The sequence below is a fragment of the Fictibacillus nanhaiensis genome, from assembly GCF_019801215.1.
Taxonomy (GTDB): domain Bacteria; phylum Bacillota; class Bacilli; order Bacillales; family Fictibacillaceae; genus Fictibacillus; species Fictibacillus nanhaiensis_C.
On sequence record NZ_JAHVJO010000001.1, the window covers coordinates 1,441,801 to 1,464,918 of the forward strand.

23 protein-coding genes and 1 other annotated feature are annotated in these 23,118 nt (G+C 41.0%); of the genes, 11 read left to right on the top strand and 12 right to left on the bottom strand.

Annotation, left to right across the window (positions count from 1 at the left end; genetic code table 11):
* Nucleotides 1-29 precede the first annotated feature (29 nt).
* Complete coding sequence (gene gnd / locus KUV80_RS07450; protein WP_222462017.1) at nucleotides 30-926, bottom strand: phosphogluconate dehydrogenase (NAD(+)-dependent, decarboxylating); 897 nt, start codon at nucleotides 924-926, stop codon at nucleotides 30-32.
* Nucleotides 927-1,179: 253 nt separating this feature from the next.
* On the opposite strand from gnd, the gene KUV80_RS07455 reads away from it, so the two are divergent.
* Nucleotides 1,180-2,034 (top strand): sulfite exporter TauE/SafE family protein, encoded by an 855-nt coding sequence (locus KUV80_RS07455; RefSeq protein WP_222462018.1) that lies wholly within the window; start codon nucleotides 1,180-1,182, stop codon nucleotides 2,032-2,034.
* 127 nt (nucleotides 2,035-2,161) lie between these two features.
* Here KUV80_RS07455 and KUV80_RS07460 read toward each other — a convergent pair whose 3' ends face one another.
* The gene (locus tag KUV80_RS07460; protein WP_222462019.1) at nucleotides 2,162-3,007 is read right to left on the bottom strand and encodes a DegV family protein; all 846 of its coding nucleotides are present in this window, start codon (nucleotides 3,005-3,007) and stop codon (nucleotides 2,162-2,164) included.
* A gap of 225 nt (nucleotides 3,008-3,232) precedes the next feature.
* Here KUV80_RS07460 and KUV80_RS07465 point away from each other — a divergent pair, with 225 nt between their 5' ends.
* The 4 genes from KUV80_RS07465 (at nucleotide 3,233) to KUV80_RS07480 (ending at nucleotide 5,774) form a co-directional block, all read left to right on the top strand.
* Entirely contained in the window at nucleotides 3,233-3,676 is a 444-nt protein-coding gene (locus KUV80_RS07465) for a MarR family winged helix-turn-helix transcriptional regulator (RefSeq protein ID WP_222462020.1), read from the top strand.
* Nucleotides 3,677-3,897: 221 nt separating this feature from the next.
* Nucleotides 3,898-4,851, top strand: a complete 954-nt coding sequence (locus KUV80_RS07470) for a helix-turn-helix transcriptional regulator (protein ID WP_222462021.1) — start codon at nucleotides 3,898-3,900, stop codon at nucleotides 4,849-4,851.
* A 67-nt stretch (nucleotides 4,852-4,918) separates the two neighbouring features.
* Complete coding sequence (locus tag KUV80_RS07475) at nucleotides 4,919-5,107, top strand: cold-shock protein (RefSeq protein WP_222462022.1); 189 nt, start codon at nucleotides 4,919-4,921, stop codon at nucleotides 5,105-5,107.
* 160 nt (nucleotides 5,108-5,267) lie between these two features.
* On the top strand, nucleotides 5,268-5,774 hold the full coding sequence (locus tag KUV80_RS07480) for a YtxH domain-containing protein (RefSeq protein WP_222462023.1): 507 nt from the start codon (nucleotides 5,268-5,270) through the stop codon (nucleotides 5,772-5,774).
* A 45-nt stretch (nucleotides 5,775-5,819) separates the two neighbouring features.
* Here the strand turns inward: KUV80_RS07480 and KUV80_RS07485 are convergent, their stop codons facing one another.
* The 3 genes from KUV80_RS07485 to KUV80_RS07495 all read right to left on the bottom strand — a co-directional run bounded on the left by KUV80_RS07485 (nucleotide 5,820) and on the right by KUV80_RS07495 (nucleotide 9,595).
* Nucleotides 5,820-7,688 (bottom strand): heavy metal translocating P-type ATPase, encoded by a 1,869-nt coding sequence (locus KUV80_RS07485; protein WP_222462024.1) that lies wholly within the window; start codon nucleotides 7,686-7,688, stop codon nucleotides 5,820-5,822.
* 216 nt (nucleotides 7,689-7,904) lie between these two features.
* Nucleotides 7,905-8,711 (bottom strand): ABC transporter permease, encoded by an 807-nt coding sequence (locus KUV80_RS07490; RefSeq protein WP_222462025.1) that lies wholly within the window; start codon nucleotides 8,709-8,711, stop codon nucleotides 7,905-7,907.
* Entirely contained in the window at nucleotides 8,708-9,595 is an 888-nt protein-coding gene (locus KUV80_RS07495) for an ABC transporter ATP-binding protein (protein ID WP_222462026.1), read from the bottom strand. Before KUV80_RS07495 ends, KUV80_RS07490 begins: the two co-directional genes overlap by 4 nt.
* Nucleotides 9,596-9,742: 147 nt before the next feature.
* Here KUV80_RS07495 and KUV80_RS07500 point away from each other — a divergent pair, with 147 nt between their 5' ends.
* On the top strand, nucleotides 9,743-10,336 hold the full coding sequence (locus KUV80_RS07500) for a TetR/AcrR family transcriptional regulator (protein WP_222462027.1): 594 nt from the start codon (nucleotides 9,743-9,745) through the stop codon (nucleotides 10,334-10,336).
* Nucleotides 10,337-10,371: 35 nt separating this feature from the next.
* Nucleotides 10,372-10,803 (top strand): NUDIX hydrolase, encoded by a 432-nt coding sequence (locus KUV80_RS07505; RefSeq protein ID WP_222462028.1) that lies wholly within the window; start codon nucleotides 10,372-10,374, stop codon nucleotides 10,801-10,803.
* A 35-nt stretch (nucleotides 10,804-10,838) separates the two neighbouring features.
* Here the strand turns inward: KUV80_RS07505 and KUV80_RS07510 are convergent, their stop codons facing one another.
* The gene (locus tag KUV80_RS07510) at nucleotides 10,839-12,593 is read right to left on the bottom strand and encodes an ABC transporter substrate-binding protein (RefSeq protein ID WP_222462029.1); all 1,755 of its coding nucleotides are present in this window, start codon (nucleotides 12,591-12,593) and stop codon (nucleotides 10,839-10,841) included.
* Between the two features lie 103 nt (nucleotides 12,594-12,696).
* On the opposite strand from KUV80_RS07510, the gene KUV80_RS07515 reads away from it, so the two are divergent.
* Nucleotides 12,697-13,965 (top strand): MDR family MFS transporter, encoded by a 1,269-nt coding sequence (locus KUV80_RS07515; RefSeq protein ID WP_222462283.1) that lies wholly within the window; start codon nucleotides 12,697-12,699, stop codon nucleotides 13,963-13,965.
* A gap of 12 nt (nucleotides 13,966-13,977) precedes the next feature.
* Nucleotides 13,978-14,628, top strand: a complete 651-nt coding sequence (locus KUV80_RS07520) for a YdcF family protein (RefSeq protein ID WP_222462030.1) — start codon at nucleotides 13,978-13,980, stop codon at nucleotides 14,626-14,628.
* 60 nt (nucleotides 14,629-14,688) lie between these two features.
* Here KUV80_RS07520 and proS read toward each other — a convergent pair whose 3' ends face one another.
* Nucleotides 14,689-16,119: a proline--tRNA ligase gene (gene proS / locus KUV80_RS07525; protein ID WP_222462031.1), complete on the bottom strand. Its 1,431-nt coding sequence runs from the start codon at nucleotides 16,117-16,119 to the stop codon at nucleotides 14,689-14,691.
* Nucleotides 16,120-16,164: 45 nt separating this feature from the next.
* Nucleotides 16,165-16,380, bottom strand: a binding site (T-box leader).
* A gap of 184 nt (nucleotides 16,381-16,564) precedes the next feature.
* Between proS and KUV80_RS18590 the strand changes: the two genes are divergently transcribed.
* Nucleotides 16,565-17,332, top strand: a complete 768-nt coding sequence (locus tag KUV80_RS18590; RefSeq protein ID WP_246625044.1) for a LysM peptidoglycan-binding domain-containing protein — start codon at nucleotides 16,565-16,567, stop codon at nucleotides 17,330-17,332.
* Nucleotides 17,325-17,966, top strand: a complete 642-nt coding sequence (locus KUV80_RS18595; protein ID WP_246625045.1) for a glycosyl hydrolase family 18 protein — start codon at nucleotides 17,325-17,327, stop codon at nucleotides 17,964-17,966. Before KUV80_RS18590 ends, KUV80_RS18595 begins: the two co-directional genes overlap by 8 nt.
* Nucleotides 17,967-18,115: 149 nt before the next feature.
* Here the strand turns inward: KUV80_RS18595 and KUV80_RS07535 are convergent, their stop codons facing one another.
* From KUV80_RS07535 to KUV80_RS07555, 5 genes are all read right to left on the bottom strand, one after another.
* Entirely contained in the window at nucleotides 18,116-19,084 is a 969-nt protein-coding gene (locus KUV80_RS07535) for a sugar phosphate isomerase/epimerase family protein (RefSeq protein ID WP_222462032.1), read from the bottom strand.
* Nucleotides 19,081-20,142, bottom strand: coding sequence for a Gfo/Idh/MocA family protein (locus tag KUV80_RS07540; RefSeq protein WP_222462033.1), 1,062 nt, complete (start codon nucleotides 20,140-20,142; stop codon nucleotides 19,081-19,083). Before KUV80_RS07540 ends, KUV80_RS07535 begins: the two co-directional genes overlap by 4 nt.
* Nucleotides 20,139-21,173, bottom strand: coding sequence for a Gfo/Idh/MocA family protein (locus KUV80_RS07545; RefSeq protein ID WP_425308397.1), 1,035 nt, complete (start codon nucleotides 21,171-21,173; stop codon nucleotides 20,139-20,141). The genes KUV80_RS07540 and KUV80_RS07545 overlap by 4 nt, the downstream gene beginning before the upstream one ends.
* Nucleotides 21,174-21,209: 36 nt before the next feature.
* Entirely contained in the window at nucleotides 21,210-21,932 is a 723-nt protein-coding gene (locus KUV80_RS07550; protein ID WP_222462035.1) for a ThuA domain-containing protein, read from the bottom strand.
* Between the two features lie 88 nt (nucleotides 21,933-22,020).
* Entirely contained in the window at nucleotides 22,021-23,034 is a 1,014-nt protein-coding gene (locus tag KUV80_RS07555; RefSeq protein WP_222462036.1) for a LacI family DNA-binding transcriptional regulator, read from the bottom strand.
* Between the last annotated feature and the right edge of the window lie 84 nt (nucleotides 23,035-23,118).

The window sequence follows — 23,118 nt, forward strand, 5'->3', positions numbered from 1 at the left end:
AGCAAGCACAGAGGTCCTTATTCAACGCTTTATTTTTTTACAACGGCATGTCCGCCGAATTCATTACGAAGTGCCGCAACCACTTTACCGTGGAACGTGTCATCTTCTTGTGAACGGAAACGCATAAATTGTGAAAGTGCAATAACGGGTGCTGAAGCTTGATAGTCTAGAGCTGCTTCAATTGTCCAGATTCCTTCACCAGAAGAGTTCATAACACCGCGGATGTCTTCGAGATTAGGCTGCTTACTGAAGGCATTTTCCATTAACTCCATCAGCCAGCTTCGGATAACTGATCCGTTATTCCAAACTTTCGAAACGGCTTCGTAGTCATAGTCAAAGTCACTCTTGTCCAGAATTTCAAAACCTTCACCGATTGCTTGCATCATTCCGTACTCAATTCCGTTATGAACCATCTTTAAAAAGTGGCCAGATCCAGCACGTCCTGTGATCATGAATCCATTTTCAACAGATATCTTTTGATATAGTGGAGCGAGGTAATCGACCGCCTCTTTGTCTCCACCCATCATTGCACAAAGTCCATAACGAGCACCATCTGTTCCACCACTCGTACCAACATCAACAAAATGAATACCTTCCGTTTTTAGCTCTTCATAACGGCGAAGAGTGTGCTTGTACATGGAGTTTCCGGCATCTACTATAATATCACCTTCAGATAGGTGTGGCTTTAGTTCGCTGATCACTTGGTCAACGATTTCACCAGCAGGAACAAGTAAAATAATAGCTTTTCGATCGGTAAAAGAGTTTGCCAGTTCTTCAATAGAGTCTACCCCTTTAACTCCTTGTGAAGAAATTTCTTTAACTGTGTCTTTATTAACGTCCGTTGCAAAGACTGTATATCCTTTATCATTCATGTTCAAAGCCATATTAAAGCCCATTTTCCCCAGGCCGATTAATCCGATTTCCATTGATCTAATCACTCCATTTTATGTATTTCGTTCTTTTTTTGTATTATTCCACAAAATAAAGGCTCTTAACCTCTATGTGCAACACTGTCTATTACCTTATCGAAAAATGAACAAAAAAACAATGATTTAAATCAAGGCAGAATAGGCGTTTTCTCTATTTTACAAAAGACAAGGACAATACTGAACATTTGGCCTGAACCAGAATACCGTTGTCCACATAACTTATAAGATATCTTCTTATTGGAGGACAATCGTGAAAAAAATAATCATATTAGCCTTTATCGGACTAGCAGCACAGCTTATTGACGGCTCTCTTGGTATGGCATATGGAGTAACATCTACTACCCTTTTATTAATGGTAGGACTCTCTCCAGCTGTTGCTTCTGCCTCCGTTCATCTTTCGGAAGTAGTAACATCAGCTGTTTCAGGCTATTCCCATCTTAAATTTGGAAATGTTGATTTGAAAATCGTTAAAAGATTAGTCTTGCCGGGTGCCGTGGGAGCATTTTTAGGAGCGGCTTTTCTAAGTTATATCCCTGCGAGTTTTATAAAGCCATATATCTCATTATTTTTATTGGGACTAGGTGTATACGTACTGTTTCGTTTTCTGTTTTTAAAAGTAAAAGTTGAGGCTGAAAGAAAAAATGATCACAAGAGGCAGGCTTTATACAGACCTGTAGGGTTTATCGCAGGATTTATGGATGCTACGGGTGGAGGCGGTTGGGGTCCAATGACAACTCCTTTATTGCTTACTCAACAAAACCTCACCCCTAGTAAAGCGATTGGCTCAGTAAACTTTAGTGAATTTGCAGTCTCCTCATCAGCTTCCCTTGGATTCTTTTTATTTATCGGTTGGGATACGTTGTATTGGCAGATCGTGTTAGCGATGATGCTAGGCGGGGTGATTGCGGCTCCTTTTGCGGCTTGGCTCGTTAAACATTTGAAACCAGCACTTCTCGGGGTGTTGGCAGGCGGATTAATCATTTTGACGAACCTGCGCACGATCGGAAAAGAGTTTTATTCGATCGAACTGTTTTCAAAGCCGCAATACCTTCTTCCGCTTCTTTTACTATGGATTATTTTAATAGGTGCAGCGATTCGAAAGTGATAAACAATAGAAAAAGCCCTAAAGGAGGGCTCTTTTCTATGGTTTACCACTGTTGTGTCCTTTCCACATACACAAAATTGAAGTTTTTGTATTTGTTTGGGGACAGACCCGGGTCTGTCCCCTACTGCTATTTCTCTTCAAACCACAGGATGCCGAGGGTGCCCGCACCTACATGCACACCGATAGCTGGGCTTAACTGTCCCAAATTAATTGTTACTTCAGGGTATTTCTCTTTTAGCATGTGAAGCCACGATTCCGCTTTTTCAGAAGAGCCGCTGTAAATGACGCTTACACCGTTCACATTTGACCGTTGGGCCGCTTCTTCAAAAAGAGCAAGTACACGAGACTCTGCTTTCTTTAACGTCCTGATTTTTTCAAACGGAACAAGAGAGCCATCGTCAAATGTTAAAATGGGCTTAATCTGCAAAAGGTTTCCTACTAAAAAACTTGCTCCAGACAATCTCCCCCCGCGTCTTAATTGTTCCAGACTTCCAATACAGACAAAACCTTTTACATGGTCCGCGGCATTTCTCAGTACAACAGCGATTTCTTCTGGATCGAGCCCTTCTTTCTCAAGCCTCATTCCTTTTAAAACGAGTTGTTTCATCGCTTCTGATGTAATTTTTGAATCTACGATGTGGACAGGAAAATCTGTCATATCCGCACCTAATCTTGAACCATTGATTGTACCACTAAACTTTTCTGAAACATGGACGGCTATACCGCAGTCATAATTTTGTTTTAGCTTTTCATAAAACTCAGAAAATTCACCAACTGTAGGCTGACTCGTTTTTGGGAGCTCAGCAATGTTCTCTAATTTTGCATAAAATTCATCCGGTGTGATATCAACACCATCTTTGTACACAGCATCTTCCATAATGACTGAAACCGGTACGATATGAATGCCAAGCTGTTTCGCTTCTTCCTGTGTAATACAGCTTGTACTGTCTGTTATCCATGCGATACGTGCCATTTTACTTCCCCCTTTTTCTCTCTTTTTCTATTAGATGTTCACAAAAGAAATTCCTCTTTTATAAGGAGAAAATAATTTTATAACTACATTAAATCTATATTTCAATAGTTTAAATACTAGCACAGAGATACACATTGGGAACTAGATACTTTATACTACATATATATGGAACTTATCGGAAATTTATATTAAAATAGGAGTAATGTAAGCTAAGGAGGCAGTACTGTGAAAGTGGTAGCAGATAGTAAAAATATCTTATTGGAAGTAGAACGTATTGAAAAGGCATTTTTAGAGATTATGGACGTGTTAAAGCCTGAAATTTGGGAGGAAGAGGAGATTACCTCAACTCAGTTTCAAATTTTGAAAACACTTTCAAGCCGTGAGAAGTGGACGGTATCTGAAATTGCTGATGCTATGAAAGTACGTGCGAGTGCTACTACCGTCATCATCGACCGACTTGTTAAGCGCGGATTGGTTGATCGCTATCGTTCTGAATTGGACCGCCGAATCGTATATGTTCAGCTGAATGCATTAGGTTTACATACTTTCGGTTTGATTCAGGAAAAAAGAAATGGTGTCCTGATAAAATACATGTCACAGCTTACTGAAAAGCAATTGTCTGACATGGTTCATTCTATTGAACATCTTTCTGCAATCGTCAAAACTTGATTCGTGGTGACACCTTGAAAAAATTAATTTTCGCAGCTTAGTCTTACTACCTACCATACTACTTTTACACGTTATTCATATGAATGACGTGTTTTTTATTTGTGTTTTTACTTGCTAATTATTTTGACTTTATTTGCCGAAACACTAACAATTCAGTGAATTTGTACGATATATAACACACTGATAAGTTTCAAAGTTTTAATAAAAAATAGGGGTCAGATATGTCAAAAATAAAAAGACTGGAAAAACTATTACTTTCCATTAATTCAAAAAAACATTTTACATTAAAAGAATTAGCAATAGAATTTCAAGTTTCAACACGCACGATACAACGAGATCTTATTCGCCTTATTGATATGGGATTGCCTATCGTTTCTGAATTTGGCCCACATGGCGGATATCGAATGGAGAACGACAGGATTCTCCCCCCAATCGGTTTCACTGAGCTGGAAGCTTCCGCTATTTTGTTTAGTCTGCAGCCATATGAACAAGACAGCTTCCCATTCCAGATACAATCAAGATCTATATCTCATAAACTTCTTCAATATTTGCCAGATGATGCGAAGGAAAATTGGGAAAACGTTCAAAAACGTTTATATGTGCAATCTCCGCTTCCACAAAAAAGCGCACTTTCAAATGTCTTGTTTGAAGCAGCCATAAAACAGAAAATTGCTACCATACTCTATAAGTTTGATAATTCTGCTACATATTGCAACATGCAGCCAATTGGGATATACAATGAAAAAGATGAGTGGTACTGCCCTGCGTTTTGTTACTCTCTTATGGATTATCATATTTTTAATCTTTCAGATATTACTCAGGCAGTTATTAACTATGAACCGATGGATGTGAAAGATTTTTCAAATATAACCATTCATAATTGGGCATCTCAAATTACACCTCGGTCTTATGTAGAACTTGAAGCAGATATAGCACCTGAAGGCATACCATACTGCATGTCTCATCATTATTTAAAGCAGTTTTTATTCAAACAGGAAGATGGTACCGCAATAATGAAGGGCAGAATTCTTTTGACGGCATTAGAAAAAACAGCAGAATATTTATGGCCGTTAAATGCGAATATCACACTCCACTCTCCCTATGAAATTCGTTCCATTCATCATTCGTGGGCACAGGAAATCAGCAAAAAAAATGAACCAATTTTAAATATGTAATCAAATTGATACATATTTTTCCTCTTTTAGGCGTATACTATAAGTAGAACAGAAAAGGGGGATATCTATGGCTTTTTTTTCAAAACAACCTGCAGAGCCGATTCCAGACGTGGAAACGAAGGTTTGGGCATGTACGAGTGAAGGGTGCTCATGCTGGATGCGTGCTGATTATTCACTGCAAAAAGAACCTCAATGCCCCATTTGCAAATCCGCAATGACTGAGGAAATTCGCATGCTTCCTGAACTCAAAAGCTAATGAAATAAATAGAAAACCGGCCGGGTGTAAAAGCCCGGCTTTTTCTATTGGACATATAGGTCAACCTCCTTATTTTCAATCTGTGCGCCCCTTCAAGTGTTTAGTATTAAACTGATAGGGGTACGGTTTGTATACAAGTAAAAAAGGAGGAATTGATAAAATGCAAAACGAAACAACAACAACTGCCGAACCTGTTTTTACTCAAGCTGATTTTCAAACACGTGACACATATGATGATAAGAAAGGGTCTGGGTCTGGTTTTAAAACAGGACTTGTACTCGGAGGGTTAGTGGGTGCAGCTGCAGCTTTTCTGTATGCTCCGAAAAAAGGCAATGAGCTAAGAGAAGATTTGCGTGACTCTTCTATCAGACTTAAAGAACGTACGATGCAATTGAAAGATGAAACGATGTTAAAAGCACAGCTTGGCAAAATGGATGCTAAAGACGGTATGGATTCCTTGAAAGAAAAAACAAGCAACATGACCATATCTGCACGTCAAAAGCTCCAAGAAGCAAAAAATACAGCAAATGAAGGGAAAAAAGAAGCTGAAAAAGATGGGTATGTCACTCAGTCATCGGCAACTTCATCTGTAAGTGCACAGCAAAAAACAGGAACGGATTCTTCTTACGCGAAGAAACAGAGTGACGTGAACACAAAAACCTATTAATCCACTACAAAAGCCGGGCTCAATTGTCCCGGCTTTTGTCTTGTTTTATCTTAATAAGCGAAGTCCGTTTAGGATGACAAGTATCGTGCTTCCTTCATGCCCGATCACACCGAATGGGAGCGTCAAGAATTGAAAGTAATTCGCAAACAACAAAAATAGGATAACACTTATAGAAAATACAATGTTTTGTTTCACAATTTTTGATAACCGCTCAGATAAATTCATCGCATAAAGCAGTTTACTTAAATCATTTTTTACAAGGATAACGTCTGCGGTTTCGATTGCCGCATCACTGCCCATGCCCATCGCAACGCCGACATCAGCTACGGCTAATGCTGGTGCATCGTTCACCCCGTCTCCAATCATCGCAACAACAGCTTGACGGTCTTTCCATTTTTGGACTGTATTCACTTTATCTTCAGGCATACAGGAGTAACCGACTTCATCTACTTTCGCGAGTTTCCCAATTATTTCAGCGCCTCGCTTAGAATCACCTGTTAACATAAGCGTTAATATTTGTTTATCCTGAAGTGCCTCTATCGCTTCCACCGTTTCGCTTCGGACGGTATCTCCTATTAGAAAATAGGACGCAAGTTGATCATCTGCTGTTACATATACGACCGTTTGACCCGTATCCTCTTCTTCTTTTATGCTATCTGAAATTAGCTTTATCTCTTGTTTTTCACTGATTCCTGTTAACTCCCTGCTTCCGATTTTCCATTGGATTCCCTCAACCGTTGCTTTAACGCCTAAACCTGGAATATCCTCATAATCTGTTAATTCTGTTTCGCTCGATTGGAGTAATGGTTTTATTTTCGCCAATATTGCCTTTGCCAAGGGGTGAGTACTGTTCTTTTCAATTGCATATACAATTGGCATCATCTCGTTTTCGGTTATGGAATCATGAAGAAATATAGCGTTGGTTACGACGGGATTTCCTTCCGTTAACGTACCTGTTTTATCAAAGGCAATAACGTTTACTGAGCTTAATTTTTCTAAGAAGACCCCACTTTTAAAAAGGATTCCCTGCTTTGCCGCGTTTGAGAGGGAAGCAAGCAGAGCAGGCATTGTAGAAGCGACTAGCGCACACGGTGATGCTACAACGAGCAGAACGCAAGCTCGGTACAGTGATTCTGAATAACTCCAGAATCCGGTTGATCCTGGCACTAAAATGGTCAGTGCAGCTGCTAATAGAACAAAAAGGACGTATTTCGCTTCAAATTCTTCTATTTTCCTTTGGACAGGGGGAGCTTCACTTTGTGCCTTGTTTACAAGGTCTATCATTCTTTGAAACACAGAGTCTTGCATATGTTTGGTAACTGAGATCTCCAGCAGTCCTGACTGATTAAGCGTGCCGGCAAGTACGTCTGACGAAGGCTGTATTTCCTTTGGAACAGACTCCCCGGTTAAGGCAGATTCGTTTACAAAGGATCTCCCTTTTTTCACAATGCCGTCTGCTGGTATTCGTTCTCCAGGCTTTACTTTTATAAGGTTACCAGGCTCTAAGGTGGATGCATTTACCCTAAATTCTTTATCCTCTGAAATGAGCCAAGCTTCCTCTGGCTGCAGTGAGATGAGCGACTTAATTTCTCTATCGCTTTTTTGTAACGTGTACATTTCAAGTGCGCCTGAATAAGCAAAAATTAAGATCAGTACAGCTCCTTCTCCCCAATATCCGATAGCTGCTGAACCAATTGCTGCAATCATCATTAAAAGCTCAACATTGAATTGCTTCTCTTCCCAGCTTTTTAGTACACCCTCCACCGCTTTTGCGAATCCGCCGACCACAAAAGCTAGTATATAAAAAAGCACATAAAATGGAGATTGAGAGTATTCTTCCATTAGCCAAGCAGACAGAATAAAGATACCGGCACTCGTAGCAAGAATGAGCTGCATTCGTGCAGAAAGCTCCAATGGACTTCCCTCCTATTTGATAATAACAATCATCCTCAATGCCCTTATAAAAGCAGAAATGCTGCCGTCATGATGACAGCAGCCTGAAAACTATCCAATATTCGGTTCCTAGCCCTACTAGTTTATGTTTGTTTTTTTATATTGTGTCAAAGAATTACGTAATTTTTTCCATTATACGCTTTTCTTGAAAAGAAAGGAACAATAACCCTCAATTTTCTAAAGTGGCAAATTCCTTTTCTTAAACACGATCACGCTTGTTGTGATTAGCAATAGTGTTGTAATCCCGAGCGCAGATCCCGTCAAAAGAGCATTCGTTTCATTGTTGATCATTTTAATCGGATCATATGCTTTAAAAATGGTGAAGTTTCCCATCCATTCCGTTTTATCACTTAACTTCCCGGCTAAGTTTAACATGTAAAATCCGAGTGTTATACCAGCTGAGAGCCCCAGTGCCTTCTTTTCGTCATTACTTGCAGCAGAAATGAGGAAGCAATAAGCTGCAATGACAGAAAAGACAAGAAAAGTTAGTACATTCAGTTTTATAAAAGAAGGAATATCTAACTCATAACCTGAGATCAGCCACTCACTTGCCGCAATCCCGCTAAGAGTCGTAAAAGTGACAATGAGGGCGAGCCCTGTTAGTAAAACAGCTGCCTGTGTAGCCGCTATTTTTTCTCGTGAAAAAGGTGTTGCGAGCAAGTAGGCCATTGACCCTTGATCAACAAGGCGTGCCATCAAACGGGTGGCAGTTAATATGACATATATCATCAGGATAATCAAAAAAAGTAATCCATAAAATTCTCCTGCTACATAATCTGCCAGTGAATGAATACCATTCTCCATGCCGACTAATTTACGCATACCCTCCGGCAAAGCCTGAATCATGTCGTTAAAGCCCTTCATGTCTGCGATTGATGGATAGACCCAAACAATTAATATGAGATAAGCAGCAGCCCCATAAATGAAGCCTCCTAGCATCTTTGCATGGCTTTTTAACATCGCAACGTATAGATGGCCGCTCATCTTGCCACATCCCTTCTATCATAGTAATGCATAAAGATATCTTCTAGATCTTGCGGCCGGGTATCGAGGTGCTCCACTTCACACTGGCTCAGCAATTGGACAAAATCTTGGTCGTTTCCTTGAACGGTCACGTGAATGCTATTCTTTCCTGTCACTTCCGCTTGAAGTGATGATTGAAGGATGATATCTACGTCTATTTCATTTTTGACCTTTACGTCAAATACTCTCCGCTGTACAGATCTTAGTGAATGCATGTCTTCTAAAGCTACAAGTCTGCCATCCTTAATCATTCCGGCAGAATCACATGTGCGCTCAATTTCCTGAAAACTATGAGAAGACATCAATATGGTTTTATTTTTTTGTTTTTCTTCTAGAATTAAATCTATAAACACACGCTGCATGAGTGGATCGAGACCTGAAGTCGGTTCGTCCAGAATAAGAACTTCCGGTTCATGCATGAATGCCGCAATAATGCCTACCTTTTGCTTCATTCCTTTTGACATTTTTCGAATTGGAGTTTTCACATCAAGTTGAAACCGTTCAATGAGTTCATCTCTTTTTTTCGTATCTGTTTGTTTTCTCATGTTTTGCAAAAGAGTTAAAAACCTTAAACCTGTCATCCCTTCTAAAAAGACGATCTCTCCCGGGAGATAACCAACCAGTTTCTGAACGTCAGAAGACTTATTCCAGCAGTTTAGCCCATTAATGGAAGACTCTCCGGTATCTGGCTTCATAAAACCCATAAGATGACGAATTGTCGTTGATTTTCCTGCTCCATTCGGGCCAATATAACCGAATACTTCGCCTTTTTTTACATCGAAATTCAGATCAAACAACCCTTTTTCAGGTGTAAACCGTTTTGTAAGCTGTTCTACTTTAATCATTTTGATTCACCCTCTTTTTGAAATATTTATATGTATATATTTCAAAAATATCATAGTATGAACAAACTCTTTTGGCAAGAACTTTTTGAAATATGGAGTTTGTTATTTTTCAAAATATGTTTTATTCTATTATTGAGGTGAAAGGTCTTGAACGGATATGAACGTCGGAAAATCCAAAAGCAAACAGATATTAAAAAAGCAGCATTTACCCTTTTTCAAAAACAGGGTTTTAAAGATATAAAAATTGAGGACCTAGCTAAAGAGGCTGGTGTTTCTCAAGTGACCATCTACAATCACTTCGGCAGTAAAGAAGCGTTGTTCCGTGAAGTGGTCAAGGACTATACCAGAGAACAATATGAATTTCATAAAGAGTTGATGGAAAGTGATTTGCCTTTTCAAGAAAAAATGAAAGCGATGATTCTCCACAAGACGAAACAAGTGGCAAGCATTCATCCGGAAGCATTAAAAGAAATGCTGCTCAATGATTTGGAACTAAGGGAATACTTTGCTGACTTTCAGAAAAAGTACTCCGCTCCGATGATTTTAAAGGGGATTAAAGAGGCACAGCAAAAGGGAGAAATTAACCCTGATCTTTCCGAGCAAGCAATCGTAATCTATATTCAACTTTTTAATAACGATATGCTGATCTCACAAATTACTGCTCCTAACGGAAAGAAGCTTGCTGCCGATATTTTTCACATGTTTTTATACGGTTTAACGAAGCCACAGGAATTAGAATAAGGAACCTTACTACCATTGAGTTTAGGAGGCATATGATGTTTGTTGTTAACGTTGAAGCAGCTGTTTATCAGAGAGATTGCTGGCTCATTATCCAGCGAAGTTTGAAGGAAGAACACGCTGCCGGTGAGCTGTCACTTGTTGGTGGTCAAGTTGAGGATGAGGGAAACTCTTCAGATATTTTGGAACGTACTGCGATACGAGAAGTATTTGAAGAAGTTGGCGTTAAAGTAAAAGGAACTCCTCAATATGTGCATAGCACTTCTTTTATTTCGAACTCTGGAAAAAAGGTAGTGGATATTGTTTTTTTAGTAGAATACGATAGCGGAGAAGCTTACCCTAAAAGTGAAAATGAGGTGGAGAACGTATTTTGGCTCACAACAGAAGAGATTATGTCTCACCCAGAAACTAATGAAATAGTAAGAGAAAGCATAAGGCGTGCCGATCTTATTATAAAGCAATACGTCTAATGATCTAAAAAGAAGCCAGTGAAACTCGGCTTCTTTTACCGTTTCAGATCAGGCTTCACCCACAGCTTTCTAAAATCTGCCCAACCGAACGAGTTCATGGAAACATTTTTGAGACTTAGTGGGAAGCTCTTTTTCCGGTATATATGATAGCTATTTAACAAAAGCCTCTTCTCATAGAGATACTGTTCGATCTCATCCATGATTTCATATTGGATTCTTTCATCTTCTTCATCCATTAAGCAGTCTACCAACTGCTGGACATACGCCTCCTCTTCCCCTGCTAAAAAGCGATTCACAAAACTTGCTTTATGCTTAAAAAAATTGATAAAAGCTAATACAACATTGTTTTCAAACATTTCTCCCATAATAATCATGTCTGAATCGGCGGTTACATGCTCTTTGTAATAATCATTAAGTGGAAAAGGGTGCAGTTCGAGCTTCAGTCCAATTTTCTCTGCTCTTTCCTGCAGCCAGCTGGCATCCTCATGGCTAAATTTCATATCAAAAAAGCTAATCTTAATGGTCTCTCCCCTATATCCAGAAGACTCTAGAGAGGCGAATGCTTGTTGGAGTGACTTTTGGGCAGGAGGATGTTTAAGACTTTTTTCAGGAAAAAGACTTGTAGCTGCAAGCAGTCTATCTTTCCCTAACTCACGAATCATTTTTTCAATATCGAACAAATGGTATACCGCATTTCGAAACTCCCAGTCGTGTACAATGCTCTTTTTATTCAGATTAAACGTGATGTAATTGGATCCCACTTGTAAAAAGTCTACCGCTCCGTCCCTTGTGTTATCTTTTCCTTCTGGAAGCTCATAATGTAAGTCAACTTTCGAGTTCGCTGGAATTCTCCAGATCTCGATTTGGTCAAGCCATGCTCTTTCCTTGAAATAGTCAAGAAACGTTTCCAAAATGAGGACGTCGTCTGTAAAGGTCCCCACTGAAAATGGCCCTGTTCCGATCCATTTCGTTCCGTCATCTGGCACGATCGCCATGCTGATCGAACTGATAAAATGCAGAAACATTCTCGTTCTTCTTTTCAGGAAAAATTGTATCGTGTAGGAGTCAAGACACTTCACCTCTAACACGAGAGCAGTCTGCCACTGACAAGGAGAGTTGATTTCCTGATTGGTTAACCTCTGAAACGTATATAAAACGTCCTTTGCTGTCATCGGTTTACTGTTATGAAACATGATTCCCTTTCTTAAATAAAAGGTAATGACTTTACCGTCCTCTGCAACATCATACGAATGTGCAAGGTGAGGCTGAAACCGTTTTTCCACTTCATCATACTGCAAGAGCGTATCATAAATCTGGCGCGCAAAATGAGATTCTGAGGATACCGATACAAAGGCTGGATCAAGCGTTGAAAGTTTTCGAGTCATCGGTATTTTGAGGACATCTCTTGTAGTTCCGGACTCTTTATCTTGGTAGCCAAAATGGGAATTGAGCAGATGATGCATCTCTTCTTTTATCTCTTCAGGCAGGTTTTCCTTTAAGAGCTCTATCGCTTCCGTCAGTTCTTCTTTTTCAAGCATGATTTGAAAGACCTCTACAAGACTCATCCTGATGTCTTTTGTAAATGTGAGGGCAGATTTATGGCCCCTCCCTCTTCCTGGTTGCCACTTGAGCCAGTTTTCACCACTCATTCGTTTTAACAAAAGTTTAATATTGCGTTCCGAGCAGCAGAGAATTTCTCCGAGCTCGTGAATGGTTATATGGAAGCTGTCAGGCAGATTGTTTTCTTTTTGATACAACCTGAGATTCACAAAATAATTTACTAGTTTCATAGGAAGACCTCCACAACGATTAAAAGGGGAAATTATAATAAAAAGTTTACCCTTTTTCTTCTCCTTTTTCTAGATAAAATTGGAAATAAGGAGCGTGACAATGATGGGGTTTAAGGAATTGCACCGGAATATTAAGATCCGGATTATTACATCTTTTTTAACAAGAATAGTAGGAACGATGATCTTTCCGTTTATGGCGATCTACTTTTCGTTGAAATTTGGCCAAGTGCTTGCAGGGATACTGTTAATTGTAAACGTGTTAATTTCACTATTTATAGGTTTCTACGGCGGGTATATCGCTGACCGCATCGGCCGCAAAAAAATTATGGTAACCGCTCAAGGCATACAAGTTGCCGCTATTGCGGTCATGGCGATTGCGAACTCACCATTTTTGGATTCTGCATGGCTGACTTTTCTGATGATGCTCGTTTCGAGTGTAAGCTCTGGACTGATGAATCCTGCAGCTGAAGCGATGTTGATCGACGTAAGTACGCCTGAAAACCGAAAGTTCATGTACAGCTTAAATTACTGGTCGATTAATTTATCCATTGCTCTTGGTGCCATTATAGGCGGACTGTTGTTCAAGTCACATCGTTTTGAGTTGTTCTTAGTTTTGACTGCGGTATCTATTTTCACATGGGTGCTTGTCACGTATTGGATGACAGAATCATTTGAATCAAAGCGAGCAGTAATCACTTCTGAAAAACGAAATGTCCTACGCGATGTAATCGAAAACTATTCGTCGGTTATGCATGATAAAACATTTATGCTCTATGTCTTGGCAAGTATTTGTATCCTATCCTTAGAGTTTCAAATGCACAATTATATCGGAGTACGTTTAGATCAGGAGTTTGATGTGCGAACCCTTACCTTCTGGAATGGCTTTTCGTTTGAGATGACAGGAATCAGAATGCTGAGCTGGTTATCTACAGAAAACACGGTGCTCGTTGTCCTTTTAACGATATGGCTCACGAAACAGATGAAGCGGTTTAACGACATGAAAGTCTTTTTTGTGGGGTTAATGTTTTATACAGTCGGTTATGCCATCGTAGGGATATCAAATTCTATGTCCATTTTAATGGGTGCTGTTCTGATATACACCATTGGCGAACTGCTTTACGTGCCAATTCGGCAATCATTTTTAGCAGATATAGCAGATGATGATAAGCGAAGTTCCTATATGGCGATGAACGGCCTCGTCTTTCAAGTGGCGAAGATTGCAGGATCACTCGGACTTACAATTGGTGCGTTTCTTCCCTCATGGACGATGGGAAGTTTGTATTTGATGACTGGCTTACTGGGAATGGTCTTGTTTTATCAAGCATTTGCCCGTTTTTATAAAAAGGAAACAGTTTTAAAAACAACGGCATAGGAGGATAAGATCATGAAACCAGGGATTGAAAAAGAACCAGTGAATGTACCACAAATGAATGAAAAACAGCTAACTTGGTTAACCGATGTTATTTTTGGAGAAGAAGAAAACGCTGTGGTATGTGATGCTGTTTTTGTTTTTGGCGGTACCCATCCAGGTCATTGGGAAAAAGCGGTCGAAATTTATGAAAAAGGGCTCGCCAACTCGTTTATCGTAACAGGTGGAATAAGTCCAACAGGCGTGAAGCATCGTGCGTGGGAAAACGCGAACATACCAGAATCGACCTTTATTAAACAGAAGCTGATAGAAGCAGGGATTGTTGAAGAAAACATTTTCTATGAAGATACGTCGAGAAATACCGTTGAAAACGTGACTCATGCCATGAAGGTATTTGATTTTTCAAAAGTGAAGTCTCTCCTAGTCGTTTGTAAAGCTCATGGTGCGGGAAGGCAGATTCGAACATTGCAAAAGTATGTTCCGGATGGAATCAAGATGGTACCTTATGCTTTTCCAGCTGTTTATAACGGTGTTGAAATCTGTCGAGACAATTGGCATCATTCAGAAAAAGGGCGTGTACGAGTATGGGGAGAATATTTGCGTATCTGTACATACGGTGATGCAGGCCATTTACAGGGGATTCCCGTTGAAGAGAGAATGATTTGAGAGTGTAAAATTACACAGGGGACAGACCCGGGTCTGTCCCCTACTTTTTTACTATTCTATTTAGTAAGCTTTTGCCCAATAAACGAGGTGCTTTCCTTCTTCTTCGCAGCACACACATTTATCTGATAGCTTTTCTTGTTGAAATGGCATGCATCGGGAAGTAGCTCCCGTTTCGTCTTTGATGTAATTTTCACACGCCTCATCTCCGCACCACATCGCTTTTATAAAGCCCGTTTTATTGTTAAGCCTTTCTTTAAATTCTTCAAGCGTGGTGGCGATCGAAGTTTTCTCTTCTCTGTGCTTTTTCGCCTTATTAAAGAGATGATCTTGGATGTCTTGTAAGGTTCCTTGGATTCGAGATTCTAAGTCTTGTAAGGAGACGATCTGCTTTTCTCCTGTGTCACGCCGAACTAAAACGACTTGCTCCTGCTCGATGTCACGTGGTCCAACTTCAAGTCGAAGTGGAATCCCCTTCATTTCATATTCGTTAAATTTCCAGCCTGGTTTTTTATCACTTGCATCAATTCCTGTGCGGATTGTTTTTGAAAGCTTATCTTTAAGATCATAAGCAAAATCCAATACACCTTCTTTATGCTGAGCAATCGGTACGATCATGAGCTGTGTTGGCGCAATTTTTGGCGGTACGACAAGTCCTCTGTCATCGCCATGAACCATGATCATTGCGCCGATAATGCGGGTGGTGAATCCCCATGACGTTTGCTGCACCGTTTGAAGCTTGCCCTCACGGTTGGTGAATTCAATGCTGAATGCTTTTGCAAATCCATCACCTAAATGGTGAGAGGTCCCAGATTGCAAGGCTTTTCCGTCATGCATCAAGCTTTCAATTGTAAACGTATACTTCGCTCCGGCAAACTTTTCTTTTTCTGTTTTTTGCCCTTTTATGACTGGAATAGCTAAATATGTTTCGCAAAGATCTGCGTAGACGTTAAGCATCCGAACCGTTTCCTCATGTGCCTCTTCATCTGTTTCATGACAGGTATGTCCTTCTTGCCAAAGAAACTCGAGAGTGCGAAGGAAAGGCCGTGTTGTTTTTTCCCATCTCACAACGTTTGACCACTGGTTGTATAGCTTCGGCAAGTCACGATAGGAATGGATAATGTTTTTGAAATGTTCTGCAAAAAGTACTTCTGAAGTCGGACGAACACAAAGGCGTTCAGTCAGTTTCTCTTCCCCGCCATGAGTTACCCATGCCACTTCTGGCGCAAAACCTTCAATATGGTCTTTTTCTTTTTGAAGAAGGCTTTCAGGAATGAAAAGTGGCATATACACATTCTCATGACCTGTTTGTTTGATTTGATTGTCCAGCTGCTTTTGGATGTTCTCCCATATGGCATATCCATAAGGTCTCAGGATCATAGAGCCTCGAACGCTTGAATAATCGATCAGCTCAGCTTTTGTTACAACATCTGTGTACCATTGTGCAAAATCATCCACCATACTTGTTACGTCTTTTACAAATTCTTTTGCCATTCATAGCACCTCACTGTTTTTAGAATAAAAAAAGCCATGCTCATCATTAGGGACCAAAGGCTTGGCGGTACCACCCTAATTCAAAGCATAGCTTTACACTCTTTCATGATAACGGTCTTGAACCGCTGTAACTTTCACTACTGATCAGATACAGAACTCAGAGGCAGGTTCGATTGGCTGTCAGTAGGAACCTTTCACCAGTCGGCTCCCTCTCTATGAAAGACAAATTCACAATGTACTTTTCCTCATCCACGTTTTTAGGTTATTTTTGAAAATTATATAGAGTTTGGAATGAACTGTCAATTATTGATTTTGACTATTTTTCAACCCGCACTAACCCTGTACAGCGTCAGTGCGACAAGGGGGACAGACCCGGGTCTGTCCCCCTTCATAAAATTCTTATTGTTTTAATACATTAATTACAGAGCAAAAGGAGGCGTTATACATGTATATTCACGTTGTTCAAAGGGGGGATTCTCTTTGGCAGATTTCACGTCGTTATGGTGTCCCGTTAGCTTCTATTGTAAATGCTAACGGGATTCAGAATCAAAATGTCCTAGTCATCGGCCAGGCACTTGTCATCCCAAATGATTTTCCAACCTACACTATACAATCTGGAGATACACTCTTTGAAACTGCTTCACGATATGGAACAACTGTGGAGAGTTTAATCGGGTGGAATAACATACCGCTTGCTTCTGTTATATACGTAGGTCAAGTGATCCAGATTCCTGTTCATATTGTAAAACAAGGAGAATCTTTATATACGATTGCTAGTCGTTATGGCACGACTGTGGCTAGTATACAAAAGGAAAATAATATATCTAATCCTAACTTGATCTATGCAGGCACTACACTATCCATTCCCTATAAAAGACCTATTAAAGAAGTGAATGCATATGTGACTAATATGGGAACAGCAAGTCAGACTGAAGTTAGAAATGTAGGCTCCTACCTAACGTATATCACCCCGTTCAGTTATTCTGTTACCAGAACTGGCGGATTAACTTCTCTTCAAGATGAGGGCGTTCTTGCCGCAGCCAAAATAAATAGGGTTGCTCCTCTTATGGGTATTGCCAATATAGAAGATGGGGCGTTCAATTCGGATTTAATAAAAACTATTTTAGATAGTGAGAGCTTACAAGAGACCGTGTTAAACAACATATTAAAAACAATGCAAACGAAAGGTTTTCGGGGAGTGAACTTTGATTGAATACGTATATCCTGAGAATAAAGAAGACTATAACAATTTTTTGAGGCGCGCTGTAGAAAAATATAAACCATTGGGATATTCGATCTCGTCTGCCGTTGCACCAAAATATAAAGAAGAGCAGCCAGGGTTATTGTATGAAGCGCACGATTATAAAGCACATGGCGAGATCCTCGATTTCGTTGTTGTGATGACCTATGAATGGGGCTGGTCTGGAGGCAGGGCCATGGCGATTGCTCCTTTAGATGAAGTAAGAAAAGTATTGGATTACACCGTAACAGTCATTCCTCGCGAAAAAGTCATGATGGGTGTGCCAACCTATGGACGAGATTGGACACTGCCGTTCGTTCAAGGAACGTTCGCCAAAACGTTGAGTCCCGTCGCAGCTGTTAACCTTGCTGCACAGCAGAACGTGTCCATTCAGTTTGACGAAGGCGACGCCTCTCCGTGGTACAAATATACAGATGCACAAGGCAAGGAGCATGAAGTGTGGTTTGAGGATGCGAGGAGTATGAAGGCAAAATATGAGACTGCGATTGAATATGGTCTTCGTGGAGTAAGCTTCTGGGTGCTCGGCATCTCATTCCCGCAAAACTGGTACGTCGTTCGGGATGAAATGCGGGTGCGAAAGATTTAGCGAGATTGCTTCTCACATGTGCTGAATGAGTAGAAAAAGCCTGAAATCTGGTGTCAGATTTCAGGCTTTCTTAATGAAAGGGGTGTGCACCCCACAAATACAAATCCAGTGGATTTGTATTTGTATGGGGTCAGACCCCTACTTTTTTACTACGCCCACCACATTTCAGCGGGTTGCTCTGAGATAAGGATGGTTTGCAGGTTCTTCACCGCACGCGTGAATCCTTCCTCGATAGACATAATCGGATCTTCATGCTCGATGCTCACAACGTAATCATAGCCATACGTACGAAGCGCGCTCATCATATCTGACCAATCTTGAACCGAGTGACCGCAGCCGACGGAACGGAAGCTCCATGCACGGTTTTGAACAGCCCCGTATGGCTGCATGTCCGTTAAGCCATGCATGTTGATGTTGTCTTGATCTAAGTATGTGTCTTTCGCATGAAAATGATGAATCGCTCCAGCTTTTCCTAGAATCTTAATCGCAGCAACTGGGTCGATGCCTTGCCACCATAAATGGGAAGGATCGAGGTTCGCACCGATCGCGTCACACGTTTCTTCGCGTAATTTTAGCAATGTATACGGTGTATGAACTAAGAATCCGCCATGCAGTTCTAAACCAATTTTAACCCCATGCTCTTTTGCAAATTGTCCCCACGTGCGCCAGTATGGAATAAGCTTTTCTTCCCATTGCCACTTCAACACATCACTATACTCGTTCGGCCATGGTGAAACTGGCCAGTTCGGGTATTTTGCGCTCTCTGAATCCCCTGGCACTCCTGAGAAACAGTTTACAACAGGGACATTCATTAATCCTGCGAGTTCAACCGTTTTTACAAAAGTATCATGTGATTCTTTCGCAAATGCCTCATCAGGAGAAAGTGGATTACCATGGCAGCTAAAAGCTGAAATCGTCAATCCGCGCTTTTCCACTTCGTGAAGGTATCCAGCTCGTTTTTCTTCACTTTCCAACAATTCGTCAAGCGGACAATGGGCGTTGCCAGGATAGTTACCCGTTCCGATCTCAACCGCTTGGACGCCTGCTTCTTTTACATAATCGAGCATCTCCGTAAATGATTTTTGCGAAAAAAGAACTGTAAATACACCTAGTTTCATACTTTCTTCACTCCTTCTTCATTCTGTAGTAAGATTGCTTTACCCATCAGACTGCTAGCGTAAATCGCTTCAATGACACGTGAAGTGTTCATCGCTTCTTCCGCTGTAACAAGTGGCTCAGCGATACCAAGACAACTATCCACAAAATTTCTCGCTTGTGGCAGCCCTGGATCATCTTCACCTGATATCCAATCTGCTTTTGTTGTAGTCATCATGCCGTTCTCTGCCTTATTGACCATAAAAGGAAACACATCAAGTCCGCCTCGGTCCCCTGAGATCCTTAACATTTCCGCATCATCAGGTATATTTGCTGCCCATGAGGTTTCAAACAAAACCGTTGCACCATTCTCCAGGCGCATATACGCTGTAACATGATCATCTACCTCAAACGTTTCTGCTTCAAAAGAACCCCACTGGTTTACTTGTTCGGCTTCCCGGCTCAGGGTATTATACGTTTGCCCAGAAACTTCACGAACTGCTGGATTACCTAGAAGCCACAGTGTTAAATCCAACAAATGACAGCCATAATCTATTAAACTTCCGCCGCCCTGCAGCTCTTTATTTGTAAAAACCCCCCAGCCTGGGACCTTTCGTCTTCTTAGAGCCTGCACGCGAATCACTAAAGGATTTCCCACTTCGCCCGCCTCGATAACACGCTTAGCCGCTTGGGATTCTTTCATATGACGGTAATGATAAGCGATCGAAAGCACTTTTCCAGAGCGTTTTTCCGCTTCGACCATCTCGCTGCATTCTTCAACTGTCATCGCCATCGGTTTTTCACAGAGTACATGTTTCCCAGCATTTAAAGCCGCAATTGTGATCTCTCTATGAAACTTGTTTGGTGTGCAGATGACTACAGCATCAACATGTGGCCACATTTCTACGTAACTTGTAAAATAGTTCGGTACGTGAAATTTCAGAGCAGCTGTTTTCGCTACTTCCACGTTCACATCACTGATCGCAGTAACTTTTGCTTTGTCTCCAAGCTGTTGAAAAGCAGGGATATGACGGCCTTGTGCGATGCCTCCTGCCCCGATGATTCCCACTCTTAACATCATGCATGAACTCCTGTTTTTACTTTTTCAATCGTTTTCTTTTCATTGGATTCTAGAGCTGCCATGATAACAGCTAAAGATCGCTTACCTTCTTCACCTGTTATGAGTGGTGTGCTTCCAGACTCGACCGCTTTAATGAAATGATCAACAACATGGGAGTTGGACTGATTATCGTTTGTCTGAATACCGCCAAGCTCATAGCGTACGATAGATCCATCTGTATATTGTGCGACAAGTGAGTAATTAGGATCATCTTCTAATCGCAGAATACCTTTTTCTCCATAGATAATTGTTGAATTGTCTTCCTTTGCCGTGTAAGACCAGCTTGCCGCAAGCGTTCCGATAATTCCGCTCTCCGTTTTCAACACACATACTGCTGTGTCATCGACAGATGCAAAATCTTTTGCACTCGTTTCAACGAACGCGCCGACCTCTGCGATTTCTTCACCAAGGATATAGCGGATCAGGTCTGTTTTATGAACGCCAAGGTCACCCATAGCACCAATAAACGCTTCTTCTTTTTTAAAGAACCAGCTGTTCGCACCATCAACACTCCAGCCTTCAGGTCCAGGGTGGCCAAAAGCTGTACGGAAGCTGTACACTTTTCCAAGCTCTCCGTTCGCGATGATCTCACGCGCCTTTTGATGAGCTGGAACAAAACGTTGATTATGAGCAATCATGAGAGTTTTGCCGCTTTTTTCAGCCGCTTCAATCATCTCTTCTGCCTCTGCCAATGAGGTCGCCATTGGCTTTTCGCATAACACATGTTTACCTGCTTTTAATGCCGCAACAGAAATGGGAGCGTGAAGGTAGTTTGGTGTACAAACGCTTACCGCTTCTACTTCATCAAGAGCAAGCAGTTCTTTATAATCGGTAAAGATTTTTCCTCCGTATATGGCATTGGCCGCTTCTGCGCGTTTTTTAACAACATCACATACCGCAACGATTTCTACATCTTGATTAGCTGCATACTCTGGCAGATGGCGGTAATTGGCGATGCTTCCACATCCGATAATTCCTACTTTTACTGTCATATTCATTTCCTCCTCATGATTGGTTATATCGTTTATTTATTTAACTGCAATTGCTTCAAGCGGTTTAGCATTTCCGTAAACAGGCATTTGACTGCCTGATGGTGCTAAATATGAAACAGCATTCTTGATTACGGTTTGAACGTCTTTGTTATAATAAGTCGGATATGTTTCATGTCCAGGACGGAAGTAGAAGACCTTTCCTTTTCCGCGGTTGTATGCACATCCTGATCGGAAAACTTCTCCGCCTTCAAACCAGCTGACAAACACTAGGTCATCTGGAGCAGGGATGTCGAAGTGTTCGCCATACATCTCTTCTTTTTCAAGTTCAATGTACTCACCAAGACCGTTTGCTACAGGATGACTAGGATTCAAGATCCAAATGCGTTCTTTTTCATCTGCTTCTCTCCACTTCAGGTCACAAGATGTACCCATCAGCTTTTTAAAGATTTTAGAAAAATGACCAGAGTGAAGAACGAGCAGGCCCATCCCATCAAGAACGCGTTGATAGACTTTGTTCACGATCTCATCATCCACTTCATCATGTGCAAGGTGCCCCCACCAGACAAGTACATCGGTTTCGTTTAAAACTTCTTCAGTTAATCCGTGCTGCGGCTCATCAAGTGTTGCTGTTTTCACATCATGTCCTGCACTTTCCAAGAATTCTGCGATTGCTCCGTGAATGCCCTTTGGATAGATTTCCTTGACGGTAGGATTTTTTTGTTCGTGGCGGTTCTCGTTCCATACAGTTACTTTTATCATGTAATAGCCTCCTAGAGAGTTGTAAGCGTTTTACGTAAACGTTTACGTTTTTATTAAATAAAAATGAAGCGTATTGGACATCCGTTTTTTACTTGTCACGTGATTCACTGACTGATTGCCTTTCCACAATAGAAAATGGCATATAACGGCTTTCTGCTTCTTTTTCTTTGCCTTTAATCAATTTAACTAAAATATCGCCTGCTGTTTGTCCCATATCTTTTAAGGGCTGTGACACCGTTGTTAATGCAGGATAGCACATTTCCGCAATTTTCAAGTTGTCATATCCAATGATCGACAGTTCTTCTGGTACTTTAATGCCAAGCTGATGCGCCGCTGACATGGCACCAATCGCCATCTCATCACTTGCAGCGAATAGGGCTGTCATCTCTGGCAAATGTTCTAGAAGGATCGGCAAAGACTCTTTTCCATTTTGAAAACGATAGCCTTCGTTTGTGGTTATATGATTCGCTGAAAAGGGAAGTTCATGTGCTAAAAGGGCTTCTTCAAACCCTTTCATTCTTGGAACTCCTGCGATCGGATCGTTAACGCTTCCGCCGATCATGCCGATCTTTTTATGCCCTTTATTTATTAAATACTCTGTGGCTTGAAATGCTCCTTCGAAATCGTTTACCCGGACGAAAGGCAGCTCATAATGGGAAGCGGTTGAGACCAAGACTACAGGCACCTTCATTTCCTGAAAAATTTTGTAATACTCCTCTGTTACATCTTCTGAAGCAAAAATGATGCCGTCGACCCTTTTTTCCTGTAACAAACGTAAATATTTGACGGTACGTTTCCCGCTTGATGCCGTATTGCAGACGATGACGCTGAATCCTCCATCATGAGCAGCGTTCTCGACACCTTCTAATACTTCAGATGAAAGCATTCCTGACACTTCAGGAAATAAGACACCAATTGTTTGGGTACGCTTATTGATGAGTCCCCTCGCAATAGCGTTTGGCTGATAGCCTAATGCTTCAATGGCTTCTTCCACCTTTTTCTTCGTGTCCTCCGAATAGCCTGGCAAACCGTTAATAATGCGAGAAACGGTTGCAATGGAAACGTTTGCATGTCTGGCTACATCTTTAATTGTCGGATTCAAAACATCTACCTGCTTTCTATTTACGTAAACGTTTACATTTACACTTTCAATCTATCAGCGCTCTATAAAAAAGTCAATTAAATA

What these genes read in the sequence shown, in the direction of transcription:
- KUV80_RS07540 (WP_222462033.1), bottom strand. Translation starts at nt 20,142, where the DNA reads ATGATGTTAAGAGTGGGAATCATCGGGGCAGGAGGCATCGCACAAGGC.
- KUV80_RS07545 (WP_425308397.1), bottom strand. Translation starts at nt 21,173, where the DNA reads ATGACAGTAAAAGTAGGAATTATCGGATGTGGAAGCATCGCCAATTAC.
- gnd (WP_222462017.1), bottom strand. Translation starts at nt 926, where the DNA reads ATGGAAATCGGATTAATCGGCCTGGGGAAAATGGGCTTTAATATGGCT.
- KUV80_RS07515 (WP_222462283.1), top strand. Translation starts at nt 12,697, where the DNA reads ATGGGGTTTAAGGAATTGCACCGGAATATTAAGATCCGGATTATTACA.
- KUV80_RS18590 (WP_246625044.1), top strand. Translation starts at nt 16,565, where the DNA reads ATGTATATTCACGTTGTTCAAAGGGGGGATTCTCTTTGGCAGATTTCA.
- proS (WP_222462031.1), bottom strand. Translation starts at nt 16,119, where the DNA reads ATGGCAAAAGAATTTGTAAAAGACGTAACAAGTATGGTGGATGATTTT.
- KUV80_RS07510 (WP_222462029.1), bottom strand. Translation starts at nt 12,593, where the DNA reads ATGAAACTAGTAAATTATTTTGTGAATCTCAGGTTGTATCAAAAAGAA.
- KUV80_RS07470 (WP_222462021.1), top strand. Translation starts at nt 3,898, where the DNA reads ATGTCAAAAATAAAAAGACTGGAAAAACTATTACTTTCCATTAATTCA.
- KUV80_RS07495 (WP_222462026.1), bottom strand. Translation starts at nt 9,595, where the DNA reads ATGATTAAAGTAGAACAGCTTACAAAACGGTTTACACCTGAAAAAGGG.
- KUV80_RS07460 (WP_222462019.1), bottom strand. Translation starts at nt 3,007, where the DNA reads ATGGCACGTATCGCATGGATAACAGACAGTACAAGCTGTATTACACAG.
- KUV80_RS07475 (WP_222462022.1), top strand. Translation starts at nt 4,919, where the DNA reads ATGGCTTTTTTTTCAAAACAACCTGCAGAGCCGATTCCAGACGTGGAA.
- KUV80_RS07480 (WP_222462023.1), top strand. Translation starts at nt 5,268, where the DNA reads ATGCAAAACGAAACAACAACAACTGCCGAACCTGTTTTTACTCAAGCT.
- KUV80_RS07535 (WP_222462032.1), bottom strand. Translation starts at nt 19,084, where the DNA reads ATGAAACTAGGTGTATTTACAGTTCTTTTTTCGCAAAAATCATTTACG.
- KUV80_RS07550 (WP_222462035.1), bottom strand. Translation starts at nt 21,932, where the DNA reads ATGATAAAAGTAACTGTATGGAACGAGAACCGCCACGAACAAAAAAAT.
- KUV80_RS07490 (WP_222462025.1), bottom strand. Translation starts at nt 8,711, where the DNA reads ATGAGCGGCCATCTATACGTTGCGATGTTAAAAAGCCATGCAAAGATG.
- KUV80_RS07505 (WP_222462028.1), top strand. Translation starts at nt 10,372, where the DNA reads ATGTTTGTTGTTAACGTTGAAGCAGCTGTTTATCAGAGAGATTGCTGG.
- KUV80_RS07520 (WP_222462030.1), top strand. Translation starts at nt 13,978, where the DNA reads ATGAAACCAGGGATTGAAAAAGAACCAGTGAATGTACCACAAATGAAT.